The sequence below is a fragment of the Azospirillum griseum genome (genome assembly GCF_003966125.1).
Classification (GTDB): domain Bacteria; phylum Pseudomonadota; class Alphaproteobacteria; order Azospirillales; family Azospirillaceae; genus Azospirillum; species Azospirillum griseum.
Genome location: NZ_RXMA01000020.1, coordinates 22350 through 42480 on the forward strand (window position 1 = coordinate 22350; position 20131 = coordinate 42480).

21 protein-coding genes are annotated in these 20131 nt (G+C 65.4%); 6 read left to right on the top strand and 15 right to left on the bottom strand.

Annotated elements, in window-relative coordinates; all coding sequences use genetic code 11:
* The first annotated feature begins 195 nt into the window (after positions 1–195).
* Complete coding sequence (locus tag EJ903_RS18480) at positions 196–1041, top strand: PAS domain-containing protein (protein ID WP_126618195.1); 846 nt, start codon at positions 196–198, stop codon at positions 1039–1041.
* A gap of 69 nt (positions 1042–1110) precedes the next feature.
* On the top strand, positions 1111–1464 hold the full coding sequence (locus EJ903_RS18485) for a hypothetical protein (RefSeq protein WP_126618197.1): 354 nt from the start codon (positions 1111–1113) through the stop codon (positions 1462–1464).
* A 112-nt stretch (positions 1465–1576) separates the two neighbouring features.
* On the opposite strand, the gene EJ903_RS18490 is transcribed toward EJ903_RS18485, so the two are convergent.
* The 5 genes from EJ903_RS18490 to EJ903_RS18510 form a co-directional block, all read right to left on the bottom strand.
* Entirely contained in the window at positions 1577–2203 is a 627-nt protein-coding gene (locus EJ903_RS18490; protein WP_126618199.1) for a NapC/NirT family cytochrome c, read from the bottom strand.
* Between the two features lies 1 nt (position 2204).
* Positions 2205–2690 (bottom strand): nitrate reductase cytochrome c-type subunit, encoded by a 486-nt coding sequence (locus EJ903_RS18495; protein WP_126618201.1) that lies wholly within the window; start codon positions 2688–2690, stop codon positions 2205–2207.
* A gap of 11 nt (positions 2691–2701) precedes the next feature.
* A complete protein-coding gene (napA, locus tag EJ903_RS18500) occupies positions 2702–5200 on the bottom strand; it encodes a nitrate reductase catalytic subunit NapA (RefSeq protein WP_126618204.1) in 2499 nt (832 codons plus the stop codon).
* A gap of 61 nt (positions 5201–5261) precedes the next feature.
* Entirely contained in the window at positions 5262–5585 is a 324-nt protein-coding gene (locus tag EJ903_RS18505) for a chaperone NapD (protein WP_246015730.1), read from the bottom strand.
* A gap of 11 nt (positions 5586–5596) precedes the next feature.
* A complete protein-coding gene (locus EJ903_RS18510; RefSeq protein WP_126618206.1) occupies positions 5597–5773 on the bottom strand; it encodes a periplasmic nitrate reductase, NapE protein in 177 nt (58 codons plus the stop codon).
* Positions 5774–5983: 210 nt separating this feature from the next.
* Between EJ903_RS18510 and EJ903_RS18515 the strand changes: the two genes are divergently transcribed.
* Together EJ903_RS18515 and EJ903_RS18520 are read left to right on the top strand one after the other, a co-directional pair.
* A complete protein-coding gene (locus EJ903_RS18515) occupies positions 5984–6718 on the top strand; it encodes an MgtC/SapB family protein (protein ID WP_126618208.1) in 735 nt (244 codons plus the stop codon).
* Positions 6719–6860: 142 nt separating this feature from the next.
* Positions 6861–8825, top strand: coding sequence for a sensor histidine kinase (locus EJ903_RS18520; protein WP_158627953.1), 1965 nt, complete (start codon positions 6861–6863; stop codon positions 8823–8825).
* Positions 8826–8829: 4 nt separating this feature from the next.
* On the opposite strand, the gene EJ903_RS18525 is transcribed toward EJ903_RS18520, so the two are convergent.
* The 9 genes from EJ903_RS18525 to EJ903_RS18565 form a co-directional block, all read right to left on the bottom strand.
* Positions 8830–9444, bottom strand: a complete 615-nt coding sequence (locus EJ903_RS18525; protein WP_126618213.1) for a pyridoxamine 5'-phosphate oxidase family protein — start codon at positions 9442–9444, stop codon at positions 8830–8832.
* Between the two features lie 7 nt (positions 9445–9451).
* Positions 9452–9949, bottom strand: a complete 498-nt coding sequence (locus EJ903_RS18530) for a DinB family protein (protein WP_126618215.1) — start codon at positions 9947–9949, stop codon at positions 9452–9454.
* A gap of 234 nt (positions 9950–10183) precedes the next feature.
* Entirely contained in the window at positions 10184–10912 is a 729-nt protein-coding gene (locus tag EJ903_RS18535) for a hypothetical protein (protein WP_126618217.1), read from the bottom strand.
* Between the two features lie 5 nt (positions 10913–10917).
* On the bottom strand, positions 10918–12870 hold the full coding sequence (locus EJ903_RS18540) for a DNA translocase FtsK (protein WP_126618219.1): 1953 nt from the start codon (positions 12868–12870) through the stop codon (positions 10918–10920).
* Positions 12867–13427, bottom strand: coding sequence for a PAS domain-containing protein (locus EJ903_RS18545; RefSeq protein WP_126618221.1), 561 nt, complete (start codon positions 13425–13427; stop codon positions 12867–12869). The genes EJ903_RS18540 and EJ903_RS18545 overlap by 4 nt, the downstream gene beginning before the upstream one ends.
* A gap of 186 nt (positions 13428–13613) precedes the next feature.
* Positions 13614–14231, bottom strand: a complete 618-nt coding sequence (locus tag EJ903_RS18550; RefSeq protein ID WP_126618223.1) for a hypothetical protein — start codon at positions 14229–14231, stop codon at positions 13614–13616.
* Positions 14232–14430: 199 nt separating this feature from the next.
* The gene (msrA, locus tag EJ903_RS18555; protein ID WP_126618224.1) at positions 14431–15072 is read right to left on the bottom strand and encodes a peptide-methionine (S)-S-oxide reductase MsrA; all 642 of its coding nucleotides are present in this window, start codon (positions 15070–15072) and stop codon (positions 14431–14433) included.
* Positions 15073–15148: 76 nt separating this feature from the next.
* Positions 15149–15835, bottom strand: coding sequence for an aspartyl/asparaginyl beta-hydroxylase domain-containing protein (locus EJ903_RS18560; protein ID WP_126618226.1), 687 nt, complete (start codon positions 15833–15835; stop codon positions 15149–15151).
* Positions 15836–15950: 115 nt separating this feature from the next.
* Positions 15951–16637, bottom strand: a complete 687-nt coding sequence (locus EJ903_RS18565; RefSeq protein ID WP_126618228.1) for a ribonuclease T2 family protein — start codon at positions 16635–16637, stop codon at positions 15951–15953.
* Between the two features lie 140 nt (positions 16638–16777).
* Here EJ903_RS18565 and aat point away from each other — a divergent pair, with 140 nt between their 5' ends.
* Positions 16778–17422, top strand: coding sequence for a leucyl/phenylalanyl-tRNA--protein transferase (gene aat / locus EJ903_RS18570; RefSeq protein ID WP_126618230.1), 645 nt, complete (start codon positions 16778–16780; stop codon positions 17420–17422).
* A gap of 6 nt (positions 17423–17428) precedes the next feature.
* On the opposite strand, the gene EJ903_RS18575 is transcribed toward aat, so the two are convergent.
* Positions 17429–18544, bottom strand: coding sequence for an anhydro-N-acetylmuramic acid kinase (locus tag EJ903_RS18575; RefSeq protein WP_126618232.1), 1116 nt, complete (start codon positions 18542–18544; stop codon positions 17429–17431).
* Positions 18545–18860: 316 nt separating this feature from the next.
* Between EJ903_RS18575 and tyrS the strand changes: the two genes are divergently transcribed.
* Entirely contained in the window at positions 18861–20117 is a 1257-nt protein-coding gene (gene tyrS / locus EJ903_RS18580; RefSeq protein ID WP_126618234.1) for a tyrosine--tRNA ligase, read from the top strand.
* The last annotated feature ends 14 nt before the right edge of the window (positions 20118–20131 follow it).

Consider the following 20131-nt stretch of genomic DNA (forward strand, 5'->3'; position numbering starts at 1 on the left):
TTGTCGTGCAAGGCCCCCTTATAGGGGGTTCGGGTCCGGGGGGGAAGGGGTGGCATGGATGTCACCCTCACATGACTGCGTTACCGTCGCGGGGGCCGGGGTGGACGTGGCGCTTGAACCCCATCGCAAAGGGGGGCATCACTTTGTCACGACCACCGGTCGCGCCCTCTCCATCAGGAAGTTACGGACCCGACGATGAGCCACGCCTTCGCCAAGGACAGCCGCGCCTGCGCCGCCTGCGTGTCATGGGGGGGCGACCGCGCGCTGTCGGAAGACAACACGCTGGTGCGCGTGGGCCGACACGGGGCGGAGGGCGAATGCCGCACCGCCAGCAGCCACGATTACCGCAAAGTCACCAAGGCCTATCACACCTGCGCCGCCTGGTCGCCGCTGCCGACGCTGAAGAAGCATGGCGGGCGCATCGGCGGGCCGACCCCGACCAGCGGCGGCCCCGCCGGCCCGTCCGTCTTCGTCGCCGGGCAAAGCGCGGCGGCCTCCGGCGCGGGTGCGGCGACGGCCCAGGCGACTCCGGCCACCACCGCCGCACCGGGCGTGTCCGCCGCCGCTGTGGTGGAGGCCGAGGCGCTGCCCTGCCGCGCCGATCCGCTGGATGTGGAACAGACTCCGCAGGTCCGGGTTCTCTACACCCATTGGCTGCGGCTGAAGCGCAAGCGGGCGATTCCGCTGGTGCGGGAGATCGACACCGCGCAAATCCGTGAAACCGTGCCGCGCGTCTGTCTGATGGAACCGACCGCCGACGGTGATTTCGTCTACCGTTCCTGCGGGCGCGCCCTGCAACGCCGCCTGCCGCAGCGCGCCACCACCCGCCGGGTGACGGAATGCCACCCGCCGCAGGCCGCCGAACGCTGGTTGGCCGATCTGCGCGCCTGCCTGGACAGCGGCGAACCGCGCTGCCTGATGGTGCGCGACGACCCGATGCTGCCCGGCACCCGATTCGTCGAACTGCTGCTGCCGTTGGCCGACGAGGAGGGCGGCAAGGCCACCCGCATCCTCGCCTACCGCCACGTCCCTGGCGGCTGAGTCGGTGGGGGTGCGATGGTGGGACCGAACCGATCTGGATCGCCGCAGCGAACGCCGAAACCGGGGCCGTTGAAGACCCCACCGGCGGGCGTCGGCCCCGACATCGTCGGCGTCTGGCCCGCCACCGTCTGGATCGCCGTCGGCACCCTGGTCTTTCTCGCCAATCCCGATCACTTCGCCGGGTGGAAGGGTGGCCTTTACTATGTGCTCGGCACCGGCATCGTCGCGCTGGTCGGCGGCCTGATCGACCTGTCGGCCCGCCGCACGGTCATCGGCATCCAAAACTATCTGCTGTCGGAGGTCCGCCACCGCCGTGACTGGGCCAGCTGGTGGGTGGCGCTGGGCCTGCGCGCGCTGCTGGGCCTGGCCGAAGCGGTGGCGGTGACGCTGCTCGCTCTCATCGCCCTGGATGTGCTGTGGTGACGGTGTGTCGGCGATAAAGCCCTCTGCCCCCTCCCCGGCGTGATGGCAAAAAAACGCCCTTCTCCCGCGATGGGGGAAGGGCGCGCAGTCGTCTCAGCGGTGGGGAGACGGATCACTTGATGGCGCTGGCGGTCCAACCCGGTTCGACGCCGGTCATGTCGGGCAGGCGGTGGGCGATGCCTTTGTGACAGTCGATGCAGGTCTTCTGCCCGGTGAACAGGAAGGTTTCGTGCAGCTTGGCCGCGCGCGGGGTCTGTTTGGTGATGTCCATCGATTCGGCGCTGTGGCAGTTGCGGCATTCCAGCGAGTTGTTCGCCTTCAGCCGGTCCCATTCGTGCCCGGCCAGTTCGCGGCGCTTGTCCAGGAACTTTTCGCGGGTGTCGATGGTCCCGAAGATCTTGCCCCAGACCTCTTTGGACGCCTGCATCTTGCGGGCGATCTTGTCGGTCCATTGGTGGGGGACGTGGCAATCCGGGCAGCTGGCCCGCACGCCCGACCGGTTGGTGAAGTGGATGGTCTGCTTCAACTCCTCATAGGGGTTGTCGCGCATCTCGTGGCAGCTGATGCAGAAGGCTTCCGTGTTGGTGGCCTCCAGGGCGGTGTTGAAGCCGCCCCAGAACAGCACCCCGGCGATGAAGCCGCCCAGGGTCAGGAACCCCAGGCTGTAATGCACGCTGGGCCGCGCGAAGACGCGCCAGCAGGCCGCGACCGCGTTCCGGATCGCTGTGGTGATCGCCATGTTACTTTGCGCCTTCCTTCGCGGGTCCGGCCCCCAGCACCGCGTCGAAATCGCGGAAGCGGTTGCCGACGATGGGCTTGGCGTCGGTCTGCGGTACGTGGCATTGCGTGCAGAAGTAACGGCGCGGCGACACGGTGCCCAGCGTCTGGCCGTCGCGGTCCTGGAAATGCGTGACCGACACCATCGGGGCCTGCGACCCTTCGGTGTTCCGCCGGTCGTGGCAGGTCAGGCATTTGTTGATGTTCAGGTCGATCTGGTAATCGCGGATGGCGTGGGGGATCAGCGGTGGTTGGTCGGCGTAGTTGCGCACGCGCTTCACGTCATCGACGATCTCGCGGTTGGTGCTTTCGGCCGGAACGTCCAGCGTGATCGGGTGCGGGCCGGACGAGACGCGCGGCCCCGGTTGTCCATCGGCGGCGACCACCCCGGTGACGAGGGCCGGAACGGCGGCGGCCAGCACCAGGGCGGCGAACAGGATGCGTTTCATGGCAAGGCTCCTCACGCGCTCACGGGGGTGATCTTGACCGCGCATTTCTTGAAGTCGGTCTGTTTGCTGATCGGGTCGGTGGCGTCCAGCGTCACCTTGTTGATGAGCACGGTGTGGTCGAAGAAGGGCACGAAGACGAGGCCGCGCGGCGGCTTGTTGCGCCCGCGCGTTTCCACCCGCACCCGCACCTCGCCGCGCCGGGAGGTGACGCGCACCTCCTGCCCACGGCGCACGTTCAGGTTCTTGGCGTCGTCGGGGTGCATGAACACCACGGCGTTGGGCACGGCCTTGCGCAGTTCGGGCACGCGCAGCGTCATGGAGCCGCTGTGCCAATGCTCGATCACCCGGCCGGTGGACAGCCAGAAGGGGTATTCGGCGTCGGGCGCTTCGGCGGGCGGCTCATAGGGCAGGGCGAAGATGTTGGCCCGCCCGTCCTTGTTGCCGTAGAAGCGCACGCCCTCGCCCGGCTTCACATAGGGATCGGTCCCCTCGCGGTAGCGCCATTTGGTTTCCTGCCCGTTGACCACCGGCCAGCGCAGCCCGCGCTCGCTGTGGTAGCGGTCGAAATCCGCCAGATCATGGCCGTGGCCGCGCCCGAAGGCGGCGTATTCCTCGAACAGGCCCTTTTGCAGGTAGAAACCGAACTGCTTGGCTTCGAAATTCTCGTAATCCGGCGCGCAATCGGACAGCGGGAAGCGGTCCACCTGTCCGTTGCGGTACAGCACCTCATACAGGGTCTTGCCGCGCAGCTCCGGCTTTTTCGCCAACAGCTCTTCGGGCCACACTTCCTCGACCTTGAAGCGCTTGGAGAATTCCACGATCTGCCACAGGTCCGACCGCGCGCCGCCGGGCGCGTTGACCAGTTGCCGCCACAATTGCGTGCGGCGTTCGGCGTTGCCGTAGCCGCCCTCCTTCTCCACCCACATGGCGGTCGGCAGGATCAGGTCGGCGGCCAGCGCCGTCACCGTCGGGTAGGGGTCGGAGACGACGACGAAGTTTTCCGGGTTGCGGTAGCCGGGGAAGGTCTCCTTCGCCGTGTTGGGGGCCGTCTGCATGTTGTTGGTGCATTGGACCCAATAGGCGTTGAGCTTGCCATCCTTCAACATGCGGTCCTGCAACACCGCGTGGAAGCCGGGCTTTTCCGGGATGGTCCCCGGCGGCAGCTTCCAAATCTCTTCGGCGTGGCGACGGTGTTCGGGGTTCGTCACCACCATGTCGGCGGGCAGCCGGTGGGCGAAGGTCCCGACCTCGCGCGCTGTGCCGCAGGCCGAGGGCTGGCCGGTCAGCGAGAAGGGGCCGTTGCCGGGCTGCGAGATTTTCCCGGTCAGCAGATGGATGTTGTAGACCAGATTGTTGGCCCACACCCCACGCACATGCTGGTTGAAGCCCATGGTCCACAGGGACATGACCTTCACCGTGGGATCGGCGTAGAGCGCGGCCAGCGCCTCCAGCCGGTTCTTGGGCACGCCCGACAGTTCGTGCGCCTTGTCCAGCGTGTAGGGTTCGACGAACTTCGCGAACTCCTCGAAGCTGATCGGATCGGATTCGGTGGCCTTGTCGGCGTTCTTGGCCTTCTTCTCCAGCGGGTGTTCGGGGCGCAGGCCGTAACCGATGTCGTCGCGCCCGCGCTTGAAATTGCAGTGCTTGGCGACGAACTCCTTGTCGACCTTGCCGCTTTGGATGATGTGGTTGGCGATGTAGTTCAGGATCGCCAGATCGGAACCCGGCGTGAAGACCATGCCGATGTCGGCCAGATCGAAGCTGCGATGCTCGAAGGTGGACAGGACGGCGACCTTGCACCCCGGATGGCTCAGGCGGCGGTCGGTGATGCGGGTCCACAGGATGGGGTGCATCTCCGCCATGTTCGACCCCCAGAGGACGAAGGCGTCGGCGTTCTCCATGTCGTCGTAGCAGCCCATCGGCTCGTCCATGCCGAAGGTGCGCATGAAGCCCATGACCGCCGAGGCCATGCAGTGGCGGGCGTTGGGGTCCAGATTGTTGGAGCGCAGGCCCGCCTTCATGAATTTGGACGCGGCGTAGCCCTCATAGATCGTCCATTGGCCCGACCCGAACATGCCGACGGAGGTCGGCCCCTTCTTCTTCAGGGCCTCCTTCCACTTCTCCGCCATGATGTCGAAGGCCTGGTCCCAGGTGATCGGGGTGAATTCGCCGTCCTTGTCGAATTTCCCGTTGGTCATGCGCAGCAGCGGCGTGGTCAGCCGGTCCTCGCCATACATGATCTTGGACAGGAAATAGCCCTTCACGCAGTTCAGGCCCCGGTTGACCTCCGACTTCACGTCGCCGTGGGTGGCGACGACGGCCCCGTCCTTCACCCCGACCATCACGCTGCACCCGGTTCCGCAGAACCGGCAGGGGGCCTTCGACCAGTTCAGCTTGGCACCATCGCCGGTCAACAGGTTGGTGGCGGAGGCGGGCAGGCTGACCCCCGCCGCCGCTGCGGCGGCTGCGGCGGCCTGCGCCTTCAGGTAATCGCGGCGGGACAACAGCATCGGAAACTCTCCTGGACGAATGTCTTGTGCGGGCGACGGGGCGGGCGGTCTGGCGCCGGTGTCAGCTGAGCGGCGCGTCGATGGCGTCGGCTGGCTCGCAATGGTGGTAGACCATGGTGGCGGTGTGGACGCCGGGCAGCGCGTTCAGCGCGTCGATGTGGTCGAGCACGGCGTGTGCGGTGGGCGTCACCAGCGTGACGATGGCCTTGCCGTTTTCCGCCGCGCACCACTCCAACCCGTCGATGCCGCTGGCCGCGTCGCGGATGGCGTCGGTCCGGGCCGGGTCGTGCTGCACGATCAGGCTGGAGATGTGGATCTCCGGGGTGCGCGCCAGATGGGCGGCGGGCGCGGATTGGGTGTGCGACGGCGACGGGTTGACCGGCATGGCGAGGCCCTTCAATGGGTCAGGATCTGGTAGAACCAGATCGAAAAGCCGTAGGCCCCGACCGACCCGACGGCGATGAGCGGCCAGACCAGCACCGTCAGGGCCAGAAACATCAGGGTTTCGGCGCGGCGGCTGGTGGTGGTCGCGCTGTGGGCGGCGGGCGGGGTGGAAGAGGCGGACGGCGTCATGGTGGTTCTCGATCCGTCGGGGCGGTTTTGTGGCCCCAAGGTATGAGGCCGCTTCATCCCTAAGTATTGGTCCTTTTCGGGTGGTCTGGAATTGACCCAGGTCAAGCGGGGGCATTCTTCGCCGTGTGCCCGCTTGTCGCAGACGGCGCGGTCATCCGGGGTGTAGGCTGATGGTCAGGGCTGTTTTCAACCGCATCGGGTGTGCCGCTGATGGATGTGCTGCTGTCCTATTGGTCCCACGCCGAACTTGTGACCAACGGTCTGATTTTCCTGCATCTTCTCGGCGCGCTGGCCGTGGGGATGCTGATGGGCTACGAGCGCTCCTACCACGGGCGGGCGGCGGGGATGCGCACCTACGGGCTGGTCTGTCTGGCCGCCACGGTGCTGACGGTGGTCAACGCCTATCCCGGCATGTGGTTCGGCGGCCATGGGTCGCAGGGGGCGGTTGGCGGGGCCGGGGATCCGACCCGCGTCATCCAGGGCATTGTCACCGGCATCGGCTTTCTCGGGGCCGGGGTCATCATGCGCGAAGGCATGTCGATCCGGGGCCTGTCCACCGCCGCGTCGATCTGGGCGACGGCGGCGATCGGCATCACCATCGGGTTGGGCTTTTACGCCGTGGCCATCGCGGCGGCGGTCGTCTGCGTCGCCATCATGACGATGTTCCGTCAATTGGAAGCCCGGCTGCCGCACCAGACGGTCATCCGCCTGTCGCTGGTCTTTCCCCGCGACAAGGCCCCGTCCACCGATGATTTGCGCGCCCAGGTGAAGGCGCACGGGTTCGAGGTGATCGACTGGTCGTTCCATCTGCGCAACGACAGCAACCAGTTCGAATGCCAGTTGATGTTGCAGGCCAACGGCTTGCAGGATCCGATGCGGTTGATCGCCGACCTGTCGAAGGTCGAGTCGCTGTTGGAGTTCAGCCTGTCGCCGTCGCGCCTGTGAAACAGGTTCGGATCCTAAACGCTTTTCGTGGTATCCGCGTTGGACCAGTTGGGAAGCGGTCTGACGCAAACGGGAGACGTCGATGCGCGCGAGGCGCTGTGCAAACCGGGTGGGTTGGTCGGGGGGGTGGTGCGGCCTGTTGGTGGCGCTGCTCGGTGTCCTTGTCGTCCGGTCGGCGCTGGCGGCGGCACCGGTCCCCCTGCCGCTGACGCCGGGGGCCGTGTCGCACAGCCTGTCGGGCCATTTCAGCCGCCTGATCGACACGGACCGTTCCCTGTCCTTCGCCGACATTCTGCGCGCCGACGCCGAAGGGCGGTTCCAGGCGGGGGGTGCGTTCTTCGGCGCGGGCCAGACCCGCAACATCCATTGGCTGCGATTCGACATCCGGCGGGAGGCGGGGGCGGAGGCCGATTGGTTCCTGGAGTTGGGCGAGGCCTATGTCGATCATTTCGACCTGTACGCGCCACGGGCCGAGGACGGCACGGCGATGGGGCCGGAGGATTACCGGGTGATCCGCATGGGTGATTTCGTGCCCTTCAGCGAACGCCCGATGCAAACCCGCCTGCACAGCGCGCCGCTGCGCCTGCCGGAGGGCAGGACGCTGACGCTCTATCTGCGGGTGGACAGCATCAGCGCGATGAGTGTCTCGGCCCGCCTGCGCACCCCGGCGGCCTTCGCCGCGCGCCAGACCAGCGAACTGGTCGTCCATGGTGTGTTCTTTGGCGTCATCGCCATCCTGGCGCTGGGTTACGCCGCGCTGGGAATCCTGCTGCGCGACAGCGCGTTGCTCGCCTATGTCGGCTATCTGGTGACGATCATCGTCTATTTCTTCAGTGCCAACGGATTCAGCGCGGTGTTCCTGCCCGACACACCGGGGTGGGTCTTCAACATCCTGGTGGGCAGCGTCGGGTTGTTGGGGACGGCGGCGGCGATGTTGCTGTGGAACCGGTTGCTGGACCTGCGGCAGAACTTTCCCCGGCTGCGTCCTGTTTATCTGGCGGTGGCCGTGTTGTCGGCCTTGCTGTCCACCACCGCGAACAGCGACTGGTTCCGCTACGCCAACCCGGTGAACTCGCTGCTGTCGGCGGTGATGACGGTGGTCAGCGTCGTGTTGATCGTCGTCATGATCCGGCGGACACGGGGAAACGCCAGTTTGCGATTCTATCTGGCAACCACGCTCATGTCCTTCATCGGGATGGTGCTGTCGCAAATGAAGATCCGGGGTGCATTGCCTTCGGACTTGCTGATCGACCCGTATCAGCTGTTCGCGGCCATCGGCACGCTGGTGATGGGTGCGGGGTTGGCGCTGCGCATCCGCGATCTTCAGATGGAACGGGTGCGGGCCGACCAAAGCGCTCTCTTCGCCACCAAGCGGGCGGAGGAGCAGCGCATCTTCGTGGCGATGCTGTCGCACGAGTTCCGCACGCCGCTCGCCTCCATCGACGGGGCGGCGCAGATGATCGCGCTGGACGTGGCCGACCGCCCGCTGGCTGAAAAGCGGCTGGAGCGCATTCGCGGGACCGTCCGCAAGCTGACCGATCTGGTCGATGTCTTTCTGTCGTCCCAGGCGCTGGACCATGGCGCGTTGGCCTTGCAGGCCGAACGCATGACGGTGGGCGGGTTGCTGGCGCTGACCCTGGAGGACCGGTTGGTGGCCGGGGCCGACAGCCGGATCACCCTGTGCCTGGATCGGCCCGAGCAGGCCCTGATTGGCGACCCCCAGTTTCTCAGCCTGGCGCTTGGCAATGTGGTGCAGAACGCCCTGCGCTATTCGCCGGCGGGATCGCCGGTGACGGTCAGCGCGGCGGTGGCCGATGGCGTCCTGTCCATCGCCGTCGCCGACCAGGGCCGGGGCATGAGCGCGGAAGAGGCGGCGCGCATCGGCAGCATCTATTTCCGCGCCACCTCCTCGAAAGGCACCAAGGGGTCCGGGGTGGGGCTGTATCTGACCCGCAAGATCCTCGACGCCCATGGCGGCGACCTGCGGATCGACAGCCAGCCGGGGCAGGGATCGGTCTTCACCCTACGCTTGCCCATCGGCCCGGTGGAGGCTCTGGAGCGTGCCGAGGCCGCGCAGGCGGCGGCCCAGCCGCTCGCCGCTCAATAACCCGTCAATACAGGGTTTTGGGGATCCGCTCGTTCAGGGAGCGGTCATAGGCGTCGCCTCCCTCCTGCCCGGCGCTGGCCTCGGCCAGCAGCGCGCCGGTGGATGGCAGGCTGGCGCGCGCCACCTGCGCGGCGGGATCCCACAGCCGGGCGCGCAGCACGGCGCGGGCGCATTGGAAGAACACGGCGTCGATGGTGACGACCAGCACCGATTTCGGCGCTTTGCCGTCCACGGCGAAGCGGCCGCACAGCGCCGGATCCCCGTCGATCACCGCCCGGCCATTCACCCGCAGCGTCTCGTTGACGCCGGGAATGAGGAACAGCAGAGCGACGCGCGGGTCGTGCAGGATGTTGCGCAGCGAATCGATGCGGTTGTTGCCGCGCCGGTCGGGAAGCAGCAGCGTCTTGTCATCGGCCACCGCGATGAAGCCAGGGCTGTCGCCGCGCGGCGAGGCGTCCAACCCGTCCGGCCCGCTGGTGGCCAGCACAAAGAAAGGCGACGTCTCGATCAGCGTGCGGTAGCCGGGGGTCAGCCGGTCGCACTCCTTGGCCAGCGATGGCGCAGCGGGCGCGCCGTACAGGGCCTCCAGCGCGGCGAGGTCGGTGATGGGCTGGCTCATGATCGCCTCAGCCTTGCGTCAGGAAATAGACGAAATCCATGACCGGGGTCTTCAACCCGAACTGGCTCAACAGCGTGCTGGCCTGCCCACGATGGTGGGTCTGGTGGTTGAAGATGTGGGTCAGCACCGGGCCGAAGGGCAATTCCTGCGGGACTCCGGCGACGTTCGTGTAGGCGAACAGGCTGTCGAAGCGGTCGTCCGGCTGGGCGGCGACGACGCGCAGGATGCGTTCATCCTCCGCCTCGCGCGCGGCGCGCAGATCGGCAAGGCCCTCGTGCAGGATCAGGTCAAGGGCGCTGTGCCGAGGCCCCGCCTGTTCGATCCGGCCCATCCAAATCTGATCGGCGACCAGAATGTGGTTCAGCGTGCCACAGACCGACCCGAAGAACGCCCCGCGATCCTCGCGGAACTGGTTGTCGGTCAGGGCCGACGCCGTGTCGTACAGCCGCCGGTTGGCCCAGCGGTTGTACAGGGCCAGACGTTCGAAATGAGCCTTGGGATTCATGGCGGTGCCCCGTTTTTCATATTTCAGCGTCACTCTTCCGTGTGACTCAGTATGGACCGGCTTGCAATTCCCGTCGAAAATGATAAATTCTTACCCATGAGTTCTGCTGAGGCAACTCCCCTGCCCCCGTCATAATGGGGGTGAGGTCCAGTGACCTACCCCGCTTGTGCTTGCGCAAGCGGGGTGGAGGGGTTTCAGAAACGGGAAAGACAAGAACAATTCGGTGCGGCCGGATCATTTTTCAGTTTTGCCTTCTTTTGTTCTGGGTTTCACTTTGAGTTTTGCCGCGTCAAGAATGTCTTTGTGTTCTTTTTTGAAATCCATGGTTTCTTTTCTGATTTTTTTGATTTCTTCAAGCGCAACGACTGCATATGGATAGTTTGTGATAAAATATTCCTCCCCTCCCCCTTCGAGAAGGTTCCTCATTTTTCCGGTTATTACTGTGTTTAAGAGACGGTAGAGTTCCGGCTCTTTCCTTTCACAAGCGATTCTTGCGTAATAATCCACTAATCTCAATGCTTGAGAGCAACCGGCTTCCGTGCGGTCCCATTGCGAAATCAGGTCGAGACCCTGGGTAAAGCTTTGATAAAACAGAGCTTCATCGGCTTTTCTCTGCTGCTCGCGAAAAAATCGGTTTTGTGACTGTAGTTGAACATGACCAGAGTATATAACAACAAGCAATGTTAAAGAACCAATGATTGGTCCAAAGTGCCCACCGAAAAAATCGCCTTGGGATCCGTAATCTCCAAGTGATATTTCTTTTGATTCCCCAGAAGCTTTATCACCTGATCCTCCAGGTGCTTTGCCGCCTTTCATAACTATGAAATATGCGGACAAACTATGGGCAAAAATAACGGTCGTCACAACGGTCAAAACAATACAGAAAGCGACAACCGCGTTGTAAATACGGTTGTCGCCTAACTCTGCGGGTTTATTGGACAATGGGGGGTGGCTCTCCGACACGGCGCTCAAACCCCCGCGCGTTTGGCCGACAGGCCCGCCGTGGACAGCAGCACCTCGCGCTTGCCCTGGTGGTTGGCGGCGCTGACCACGCGTTCGGTTTCCATCCGCTCGACCAGACGGGCGGCGCGGTTGTAGCCGATCTGCAACTGGCGCTGGATGAAGCTGACGGAAACCTTGCCCTCGCGCACCACCAGATTGACCGCCTGCATGTAAAGATCGTCGCCGCTCAGGCCGCCGCCGCCGCTGGTGTCGTCCTCCTCCACGGTCTGGATCTCGTCCTCTTCCTCGGTGATCGCGGTGACGTAGTTCGGCGCGCCCTGCGCCTTGACGTACTGCACGATCTCCTCGACCTCGGCGTCGGAGACGAAGGGGCCATGGACGCGGGTGATCCGCCCGCCGCCCTGCATGTAGAGCATGTCGCCCTGGCCCAGCAGCTGTTCGGCCCCGGCCTCGCCCAGGATGGTGCGGCTGTCGATCTTGCTCGTCACCTGGAAGCTGATGCGGGTGGGGAAATTGGCCTTGATGGTCCCGGTGATGACGTCCACCGACGGGCGTTGCGTCGCCATGATCAGGTGGATGCCCGCCGCGCGCGCCATTTGGGCCAACCGCTGGATCGCCGCCTCGATCTCCTTGCCCGCTACCAGCATCAGGTCGGCCATCTCGTCGACGATGACGACGATGTAGGGCAGCGGGGTGGGGTCCTGCGGCGTCAGGTCCAGCACGTTTTCCGGTTCGCCGGGCGGGGTCGGGCGGCGCGGCATCTTTTCGCCCGCCGCGATCATCTCGGCCATGCGGGCGTTGTAGCCTTCGATGTTGCGCACGCCCAGTTTGGACATGGACTCGTAGCGGCTTTCCATCTCCCGCACGGCCCAGCGCAGGGCGACCACCGCCTTTTTCGGGTCGGTGACGACCGGGGTCAGCAGGTGGGGGATGCCGTCATAGACCGACAGCTCCAGCATCTTGGGGTCGACCATGATGAAGCGGCAACGCTCCGGCGGCAGCCGGTACAGCAGCGACAGGATCATGGTGTTGATGGCGACCGACTTGCCCGATCCGGTGGTTCCGGCGACCAGCAGATGGGGCATCTTGGCCAGATCGGCGACGATGGGTTCGCCGCTGATGTCCTTGCCCAGCCCGATGGCCAATTGCGCGTTGGTGTTGCGGAAGGCGTCGTGGTCGAAGCTTTCGCGCAGATACACCATCTCGCGCACCGGGTTCGGCAATTCCACGCCGATCACGCTGCGGCCCGGCACGATGGCGATGCGGGCGGTGACGACGCTCATCGAGCGGGCGATGTCGTCGGTCAGGTTGATGACGGTGGCCGATTTGGTGCCGGGGGCCGGTTCGAATTCGTACAGCGTCACCACCGGGCCGGGGCGCACGTCCATGATCTCGCCGCGCACGCGGAAATTCTTCAGGACGGTTTCCAGCATCCGCGCGTTGCGGGCCAGCAGCCCTTCGTCGTGCTGCTGCGGCGGGCGCGGCGGCGGGTTCTGCAACAGGGTGACGGCGGGCAGCGAATAGACCGCCGGATAGACCACCGGCCCGTCCGGCTGGCCACCGGTCGCCACCGGCGGCGCGTCGCCCCCTGTGGGGCCGGTCGGCGGCAGCGGCGCGGCGCTGGTCGGCTGGCCGGGGGCGGCGCTGTAGGGCGAGGGCGCCGTCGGCGGCACCTCGCCCGGTTCGCGCGCCTCATAGGCCCAATCGACGCCGGACATGAAGGCGAAGCCGGCGACCACGGCCAGCGCCTCGTCCGCCATGTTGGTGGAATAGACGGTTCCGGCGCGCGGCGTGCCCGGCAGCACCTCGACATCCCAGACCACCCGGCCTTCGCCGCGCGGGTTGGGAACGAGGTTGAAGGGGCGGCCGTTCAGCGCGCACCACAGATTGAACTCATCGGCGGTGACGACGCCCGCCTGGGTCGGCGGGGCGGTGAGGTGCGGCATACGCGGCGTCATGCCGAGACTCCCGGCTTCGGAACGGTGGGGATGGGAAGGGGCGGCAGGCTGCTGGGGGCCGGGCTGTGGGCGGGCCGGACGGCGGTCAGCTCATAGGCGGCGACCAGCAGCTTGTCGATGGTCACGCCGTCGCTGGACAGCGGCAGCACCAGCCGTTCCCAACTGCGGGTTCGGCCATCGAAATCGGCGGTGTGGACGCGGACCAGCGGCACCCGTTCGCGCCGCACGGCGTCGTATTCCGGTTGCAGGATGGCGCGCTGTTCGGCGGGCAGATCGTCCAGCGTCGCCCCCAGCCGCGAATGGCCAAAGGCGGTGGCCAACGCCTGCCCGTAATAGGAATAGACAAAGGCCGCCGGGCCGCTGTTGGCCCCGCCGTTGCCGTCACCGCTGTCGTCGCCGATCACCTCGAACACGACGATGTGATCCTTCCACGGACGCAGATCGGCGGGCGCGATGGCGCTGGGAACCGGCAGGGACCCGGCGACGCATTTGGAGATCCAGAAATCGAGCAGGCCGCTGAGATAGGGCGTTGCCAGCTCGGCTTTTTTCAGTGTCATCGACGATCGCGGCTTGACGGGCGGCGCCCCGGGCGCAAGACGACACGGGAGCTTTCAAAGACCGCCCGAACCATACCCGCAAGCCCCCCCGCCGCGCAACGCCCCCGGCGCGGGCGGGGGCTTGGTTTAAAATCAAGACAGACATCGTCAGTAGCGATCACATCCGTCAGTGCGGAAGATCAACGACTATTGCATTGCGTCTACTTCCCAGGTGCAGAAGTCCTTACCGAGGCGTACAGACCATACCGGAACACGGCCTAGGCGAAGATCGAGTCGGGTGACTGCATAGACATACTGATTCTCATCGAATTCCTGTAAGCCCACCACCCAGACATTGTCAAAGTGGAGCGGATCAGGCAATCTTCTCGCGACCCTATCCGGGGACCAAGAACCGATTCCGATGTCAAGAAACACTACTAGTGTTTTGCCAGAGGCATAAGCTGCTCCACCTTTATTCAGTTTTAGGTAAATTTGCTTTAGAATCAGGGTTTCGGCGTTTTCAACTTCGGAGTTAGGACTTGAGCAAGCCATCACATGCTCTGTCGGCCATGTTTCTCCCGTTATAGTGTCGTAGATGACACCGTCGCCACCAGTTGGGTCGCTGCTGAAAGTTAGCCGATCTTGTCCGAAAATAAAATTGACGGCGCTGCATATTAACCAGTTCCCTAATATTTCACGCGAGCGCATCCCTCCGAAATCATTGAGTGGCTTGCCGGTCCTAAGATGATTTCCGTTTTGAATAAATATGGAAATATATTTAAGCGCTTCTGTTTGATTTTTGAATTTTGAGACTTTGTATTTCATTTTTGCCTCTGGTAAATTGTTCATAAAATTTTAATAATACGATATTTATCGATAATTAAAAATCCAACATGTCAGGAGGATTTTATTGATTTTGATTATGGACTGTGATGTATACACAATATAGAATATCCTTATATTTTATAGTGTGCAATCAAAATCTTCGAACGGGATGTTATACATTGAGGCTAGATCGACCTGTTCAAGGCAAGCAGCGCACGCCGGTCCCGCCCAACCCGCAATAGCCGTTGGGGTTCTTCGCCAGATATTGCTGGTGGTAGGCTTCGGCGAAGAAAAAGGGCGGGGCGCTGCGGATTTCGGTGGTGATCGGGCCGAATCCGGCCGCGCTCAGCCGGGCCTGATAGGCGTCGCGGCTGGCGATGACCGCGTCGGCCTGCGCGGCGCTGTGGGTGTAGAGGGTGGAACGGTATTGCGTGCCGGTGTCGTTGCCCTGGCGCATCCCCTGGGTGGGGTCGTGGGATTCCCAGAACACGCGCAGCAGCTCGGTCAAGGCCACCTCCGCCGGGTCATAGACGACTCGCACGGTTTCGGCGTGGGCGGTGCGGCCCGAACAGACCTCGTCGTAGGTCGGGTTGGGGGTGTGGCCGCCCTGATAGCCGACGGCGGTCAGCCAGACGCCGGGAATCGACCAGAATTTCCGCTCGGCCCCCCAGAAACAGCCCAGCCCGACGTCGAGAATCTCCAGCCCGGCGGGGTAGGGCGGGGCCATCGGGTGGCCGTTGACAAAATGCCGCTCGGGCACCGCCATCGCCTCGGCCCGGCCGGGCAGCGCCTCCGCCGGTCCCGGCAGCGTGGCGGGTTTGCGCAGGAATTGGGCGAACATCGGCGGTGCTCCTTGGTGCATCAGACGGAGACACAGATGTCGTGCGCGCGGGCGGCCCTGGCAAGCGCTGGCGCGATCACGCGCTCATCACATCCGCGTGCATGGAAAAGGCCGGGTTGGGGTAAACGTCCAAAAACAGGTTGATCCGGTCGTTGTCGCCCCGGTTTTCCACCGAATGCTTGCGCCGGTTGTTGAAGTCATAGGCGTGGCCGCGCTTCATGGTGAAATCGCGGCTGCCGATGCGGTAAACCACCTTCGGGCTGTCGGTCAGCGCGATGTGGATGCGGTGGGCCTTGGTCGCCATCGGCTGGCCATCGACGTGGGGGGTGATCTTCACCTTGGGCGACAGCGACACCAGCGCCAGCCGCGTGACCACCGCCCGCCCGCAGCCCAGCCGGTCCACCACCTGCTCGATCACCGGCATCATCACGTCGCGCACCCCCAGCCAATCGGGAAAGGCGTAGACGCGGCCCATGTCGGTGACGATGGCCTCCACCGGCATGTAGGAGGCGATCGGCAACCCCTTGGCCCGCGCCCAGCGGGCGACGAGCTGCTCCATGTAGGGAAAGCCCAGGGAGTTGGCCTGGATGTCCCACTCGTGCCAATAGACGATGGCGCGGCTGGCCTCGTGATTCTTGGCGGCGAGCGCTTCCTGCCGGAAGGTGTTGCGGTTCCACGCCGCATCGTCCAGTTCCTCCACCAGCGCGGTCAGCCCCGACACGTCGATGGCCCCGAGATCGCGGTATGGCACGCCGATGTCCATGGCGGGACGCTCCTGTTTGCGGCTGGTTTGCGGTTCCGGCCTTCCTCCTACAACGGCGCGGGCGGCGGCGCGACGGGAATGTTGCCCGCGCCGATGATCGGAACAGGGGTATGGCTTATTTGGTTGCGGGGGCCGGGCTTTGCGCCAGCGGGGCCGGGGTGGCCGACAGCACGGCGCTGGGGTCGCGGCAGCGGTCCACCACCTTCGATCCGCAGGGCATGAAGCCCAGATCCTTGTTCAGGCAGACCCGCAGCTCCGACACGTCGCGCTTGGAGCAGACGACCGCCACCCCTTCCGGCGTCAGGCCGGGGTTGGCCTCCAGGAACAGCCGTTCCACCTGCATGGCGGGCACGGTGGCACCGGGGGCCTTCAGCGTCTCGGGGATCACGATCTTGGCGTGGGCGGCGCGCAGCTTGGCGAAATAGTCGGTGGCGTTCAGGCCCGAGCAGGTGCCGTGCTTGGTCCATTGATGCATCATCAGCCCGACGCTGGGCATGATCGGCATGGTCTGGTCGACCACCGCCTTGGGCAGGCTGCGGTCGCGGGTGCAGGTGGCCGGATATCCGCCGTCCTTGTTCTGCGGCCACAGCCCGTGCACGACGAAGCCGAACTTGCGGTCGATCCCGCACTGGTCGGGGTCGGGCGTGCCCTTGGTCCGCGCGCAATGGGTCGGCGACCAGGACAGCGCCAGCACGTAGTAATCAAAGCTCCCCGGCTCCGCCCGCTTTTGCGCCCATGACGGGTTGGCGGCGAAAAGACTGGCAACCAGAGCGGACAGGAACAGCGCGGCGTGTTTCCGCATGACGATGATCTCCCCAAGCGATGCGTCCAGGCGTTGCATACCATGGAAGGCGACGCCCTGTCTTCCTCAACCCATGTTCACCGCGTTCCACCCCGCGACAGGCTGTCGCCGTGCGGCGGCGCTGGCGCTATAGTGGTGGGATGTTCACCCTCTCCGCCCCGCTGCTGCTGCGCGCCTACGCCGCCGGGATCTTCCCGATGGCCGAAAGCGCGGAATCGCAGGAGCTGCATTGGTTCGATCCCGAACAGCGCGGGATCCTGCCGCTCGACCGCTTCCACGTCCCGCGCAGCCTGCGCAAGACGGTGCGGCGCGGCGTGTTCGAACTGCGCTTTGACAGCGCCTTCCGCCGGGTGATGGAGATGTGCGCGGAAACGACGGAGGTCCGGCCCAAGACCTGGATCAACGCCGACATCATCCGCCTCTACACCGAACTGTTCCACGCCGGCTACGCCCACAGCGTGGAGTGCTGGCGCGACGGGCGGCTGGTCGGCGGGCTGTACGGCGTTTCCATCGGGGCCGCCTATTTCGGCGAAAGCATGTTCAGCCGCGAGACGGACGCCAGCAAGGTGGCGTTGGTCCATCTGGTCGCGCGGCTGCGGGCGGCGGGCTTCACCCTGCTCGACACCCAGTTCGTCACCGACCATCTCAGCCATTTCGGGGCGGAGGAGATCCCCCGCGCCGAGTATCACCGCCGCCTGAACGACGCGCTGGACCGGTCGACCGACTTCCCCGCCGTCGATCAGGCCCGCGCGGTGGCGGCCCTGCTCGACGGGTTGTCCGGGTAAGGTCCCTTACGCCGCGAGCGGGTGGAAGCGCCCGCCGGTCATCGGCACCGGAACCCCGGTGGTCGCCGGTTCGCTCAAGGGCAGGCCCAGGCGGCTGCGCACCGCCAGATAGCCGAAGGCCTGCGCCTCCAGCGCGTCGCCGTCCCAGCCCACCGATTCGACGGCGGCCACCGGCACGCCCAGCCGATCGGCCAGCATCGCCATCAGTGTGGCGTTGCGCCGCCCGCCGCCGCAGACCAGCCAGCGAACCGGGGCGGCGGGCAGGTGCGGCACGATGCGGGCGACCGATTCGGCGGTGAAGGCGGTGAGCGTCGCCGCCCCGTCGGCCAGCGACAACCCGGCGACCGGGGCCGGATCGAAGGCGTCGCGGTCCAGCGATTTGGGCGTCGGCAGCGCGAAATACGGGTGGGCCAGCAGCGCGGCCAGCGCGTCCGCGTTCACCGCGCCCGCCGCCGCCAGCGCGCCGTCGGCGTCGTAGCGCCCGCCGCCGTGGCGCAGCACCCAATCGTCGATCAGGGCGTTGCCCGGCCCGGTGTCGCAGGCGATCACCTGATGGCTTCCAATCCCTTCATTTCCAATCCCCCCGTCTCCGATCCCCCCGTCTCCGATCCAGGTGACGTTCGCCACCCCGCCGATGTTCAGCACCGCCAGCGGGCGCGGCAGCCCATCGGCGAGCGCGCGGTGGAACAGCGGGACCAGCGGCGCGCCTTGCCCCCCGGCGGCCACGTCGGCGCTGCGGAAATCATTCACCACGGCGATGCCGGTGGCCGCCGCCAACCGCGCGCCATCGCCGATCTGCCAGGTGCGGCGATGGTCGGGGGCGTGGTGGATGGTGTGGCCGTGAAAGCCGATCAGATCGACGGCGCTGGCCGCCACCCCGGCCTGCGCCAGCAGCCGCGCCACCGCGTCGGCGTGGGCGTCGGTCAAGGCGCGCTCCACCGCCTCCACCGGCCCGATCCCCCCCAGGCAGCCGCGCAGCGCCGCGCGGAACGCGTCGTCATAGGGAATCGTCAGAAAGGCCAGCGGCTCCACCCGCGCGATCCCATCGGTGCGCAACAGCGCGGCGTCGATGCCATCCATCGAGGTCCCGCTCATCAAGCCGATGACGGTCTTCAGGGGCATGGCGGTGACTCCCTCTCTTTCGAACAGGAACGCGTCGTCGCCGGAGGCCTTGACACGGATGAACACGGATTTAGCCACGGATAAACACGGATGACGAATAGGAAAGTGAGGGTCTGCGGTCCCTGCAACCCAGCGTCAACGAAGATGGAGAGCGTTCAAATCCGTGTTCATCCGTGCGCCCATCCGCGTTCATCCGTGTCAAAAAAGCGATCATAGCATCCCTCTTCACCCACCGACCACGCGCGTTGAGGCGGCGGGCGTTCCATGATAACAGACGCAACCATTTGTTCCCAACGACAGCCGGATTGCGGCCACCATGACGACGACCCCTTCTTCGGATTTCCTGCGCACGCTGCAACAGCGTGGCTTCATCCATCAATGCACCGACCTCGCCGCCTTGGACGAGCGGGCGCAGAAGGGGCCGATCGTCGCGTATATCGGCTTTGACTGCACGGCGGACAGCCTGCACGTCGGCAGCCTGCTGCCGATCATGATGCTGCGCTGGCTGCAAAAGACCGGGCACAAGCCCATCGTGCTGATGGGCGGCGGGACCACCCGCATCGGCGATCCCTCGGGCCGGGACGAGGCGCGGCAACTGCTGACCGACGAGATCATCGCCAGCAACATGGCGGGCATCAAGCGCATCTTCGGTCGTTACCTGACCTTCGGCGATGGCCCGACCGACGCGGTGATGGTCAACAACGCCGATTGGCTGGACAATCTGAAATACATCGACATGCTGCGCGATGTTGGCCGCCATTTCACCATCAACCGGATGATGAGCTTCGATTCGGTCAAGCTGCGGCTGGAACGCGAGCAGTCGCTGACGCTGCTCGAATTCAACTACATGATTCTCCAGGCCTATGACTTTGTCGAGCTGAACCGCCGCCTGGGCTGCGCCTTGCAGATGGGCGGATCCGACCAGTGGGGCAACATCATCAACGGCGTGGAGCTGGGCCGCCGGTCCGATGGGGCGGAGCTGTTCGGCTTGACCACGCCGCTGCTCACCACCTCCTCGGGTGCGAAGATGGGCAAGACGGCGGCGGGGGCGGTGTGGCTGACCGACGACAAGCTCAGCAGCTATGATTTCTGGCAATACTGGCGCAACACGGAGGACGCCGACGTCGGCCGCTTCCTGCGCCTCTACACCGAATTGCCGCTGGACGAGATCGCCCGGCTGGAAAGCCTGCCCGGGGCCGAGATCAACGAGGCCAAGAAGATCCTGGCCAACGCCGTCACCGCGCTGGCCCATGGCGAGGAGGCGGCGCAGGCCGCCGCCGAAACCGCCCGCCGCGCGTTCGAGGAGGGGGCCGCCGCCGACGGTCTCCCCACCGTCGAGATCGCCCGCAGCGATCTGGACGCCGGGGTGGCCGTGGTCGATCTGCTGGTCTCCGCCGGTCTGGCCGCGTCGAAGGGCGAGGCCCGCCGCCTGATCAAGGGCAACGGCATCAAGCTGAACGACGCCGCCGTCACCGACGACACCGCCAAGGCCACCGCCGCCGACCTGAACGCCGACGGCGCCCTGAAACTCAGCGCGGGCAAAAAGCGCCACGCCCTGGTCAAGCCGGTCTGAGGTCAAACCGGTCT

Excerpts from the sequence above, each read along its gene's own strand:
- EJ903_RS18480 (WP_126618195.1), top strand. The coding sequence starts at position 196 with ATGAGCCACGCCTTCGCCAAGGACAGCCGCGCCTGCGCCGCCTGCGTG.
- EJ903_RS18490 (WP_126618199.1), bottom strand. The coding sequence starts at position 2,203 with ATGGCGATCACCACAGCGATCCGGAACGCGGTCGCGGCCTGCTGGCGC.
- EJ903_RS18495 (WP_126618201.1), bottom strand. The coding sequence starts at position 2,690 with ATGAAACGCATCCTGTTCGCCGCCCTGGTGCTGGCCGCCGCCGTTCCG.
- napA (WP_126618204.1), bottom strand. The coding sequence starts at position 5,200 with ATGCTGTTGTCCCGCCGCGATTACCTGAAGGCGCAGGCCGCCGCAGCC.
- EJ903_RS18505 (WP_246015730.1), bottom strand. The coding sequence starts at position 5,585 with ATGCCGGTCAACCCGTCGCCGTCGCACACCCAATCCGCGCCCGCCGCC.
- EJ903_RS18510 (WP_126618206.1), bottom strand. The coding sequence starts at position 5,773 with ATGACGCCGTCCGCCTCTTCCACCCCGCCCGCCGCCCACAGCGCGACC.
- EJ903_RS18515 (WP_126618208.1), top strand. The coding sequence starts at position 5,984 with ATGGATGTGCTGCTGTCCTATTGGTCCCACGCCGAACTTGTGACCAAC.
- EJ903_RS18525 (WP_126618213.1), bottom strand. The coding sequence starts at position 9,444 with ATGAGCCAGCCCATCACCGACCTCGCCGCGCTGGAGGCCCTGTACGGC.
- EJ903_RS18530 (WP_126618215.1), bottom strand. The coding sequence starts at position 9,949 with ATGAATCCCAAGGCTCATTTCGAACGTCTGGCCCTGTACAACCGCTGG.
- EJ903_RS18540 (WP_126618219.1), bottom strand. The coding sequence starts at position 12,870 with ATGACGCCGCGTATGCCGCACCTCACCGCCCCGCCGACCCAGGCGGGC.
- EJ903_RS18545 (WP_126618221.1), bottom strand. The coding sequence starts at position 13,427 with ATGACACTGAAAAAAGCCGAGCTGGCAACGCCCTATCTCAGCGGCCTG.
- EJ903_RS18550 (WP_126618223.1), bottom strand. The coding sequence starts at position 14,231 with ATGAAATACAAAGTCTCAAAATTCAAAAATCAAACAGAAGCGCTTAAA.
- msrA (WP_126618224.1), bottom strand. The coding sequence starts at position 15,072 with ATGTTCGCCCAATTCCTGCGCAAACCCGCCACGCTGCCGGGACCGGCG.
- EJ903_RS18560 (WP_126618226.1), bottom strand. The coding sequence starts at position 15,835 with ATGGACATCGGCGTGCCATACCGCGATCTCGGGGCCATCGACGTGTCG.
- EJ903_RS18565 (WP_126618228.1), bottom strand. The coding sequence starts at position 16,637 with ATGCGGAAACACGCCGCGCTGTTCCTGTCCGCTCTGGTTGCCAGTCTT.
- aat (WP_126618230.1), top strand. The coding sequence starts at position 16,778 with ATGTTCACCCTCTCCGCCCCGCTGCTGCTGCGCGCCTACGCCGCCGGG.
- EJ903_RS18575 (WP_126618232.1), bottom strand. The coding sequence starts at position 18,544 with ATGCCCCTGAAGACCGTCATCGGCTTGATGAGCGGGACCTCGATGGAT.
- tyrS (WP_126618234.1), top strand. The coding sequence starts at position 18,861 with ATGACGACGACCCCTTCTTCGGATTTCCTGCGCACGCTGCAACAGCGT.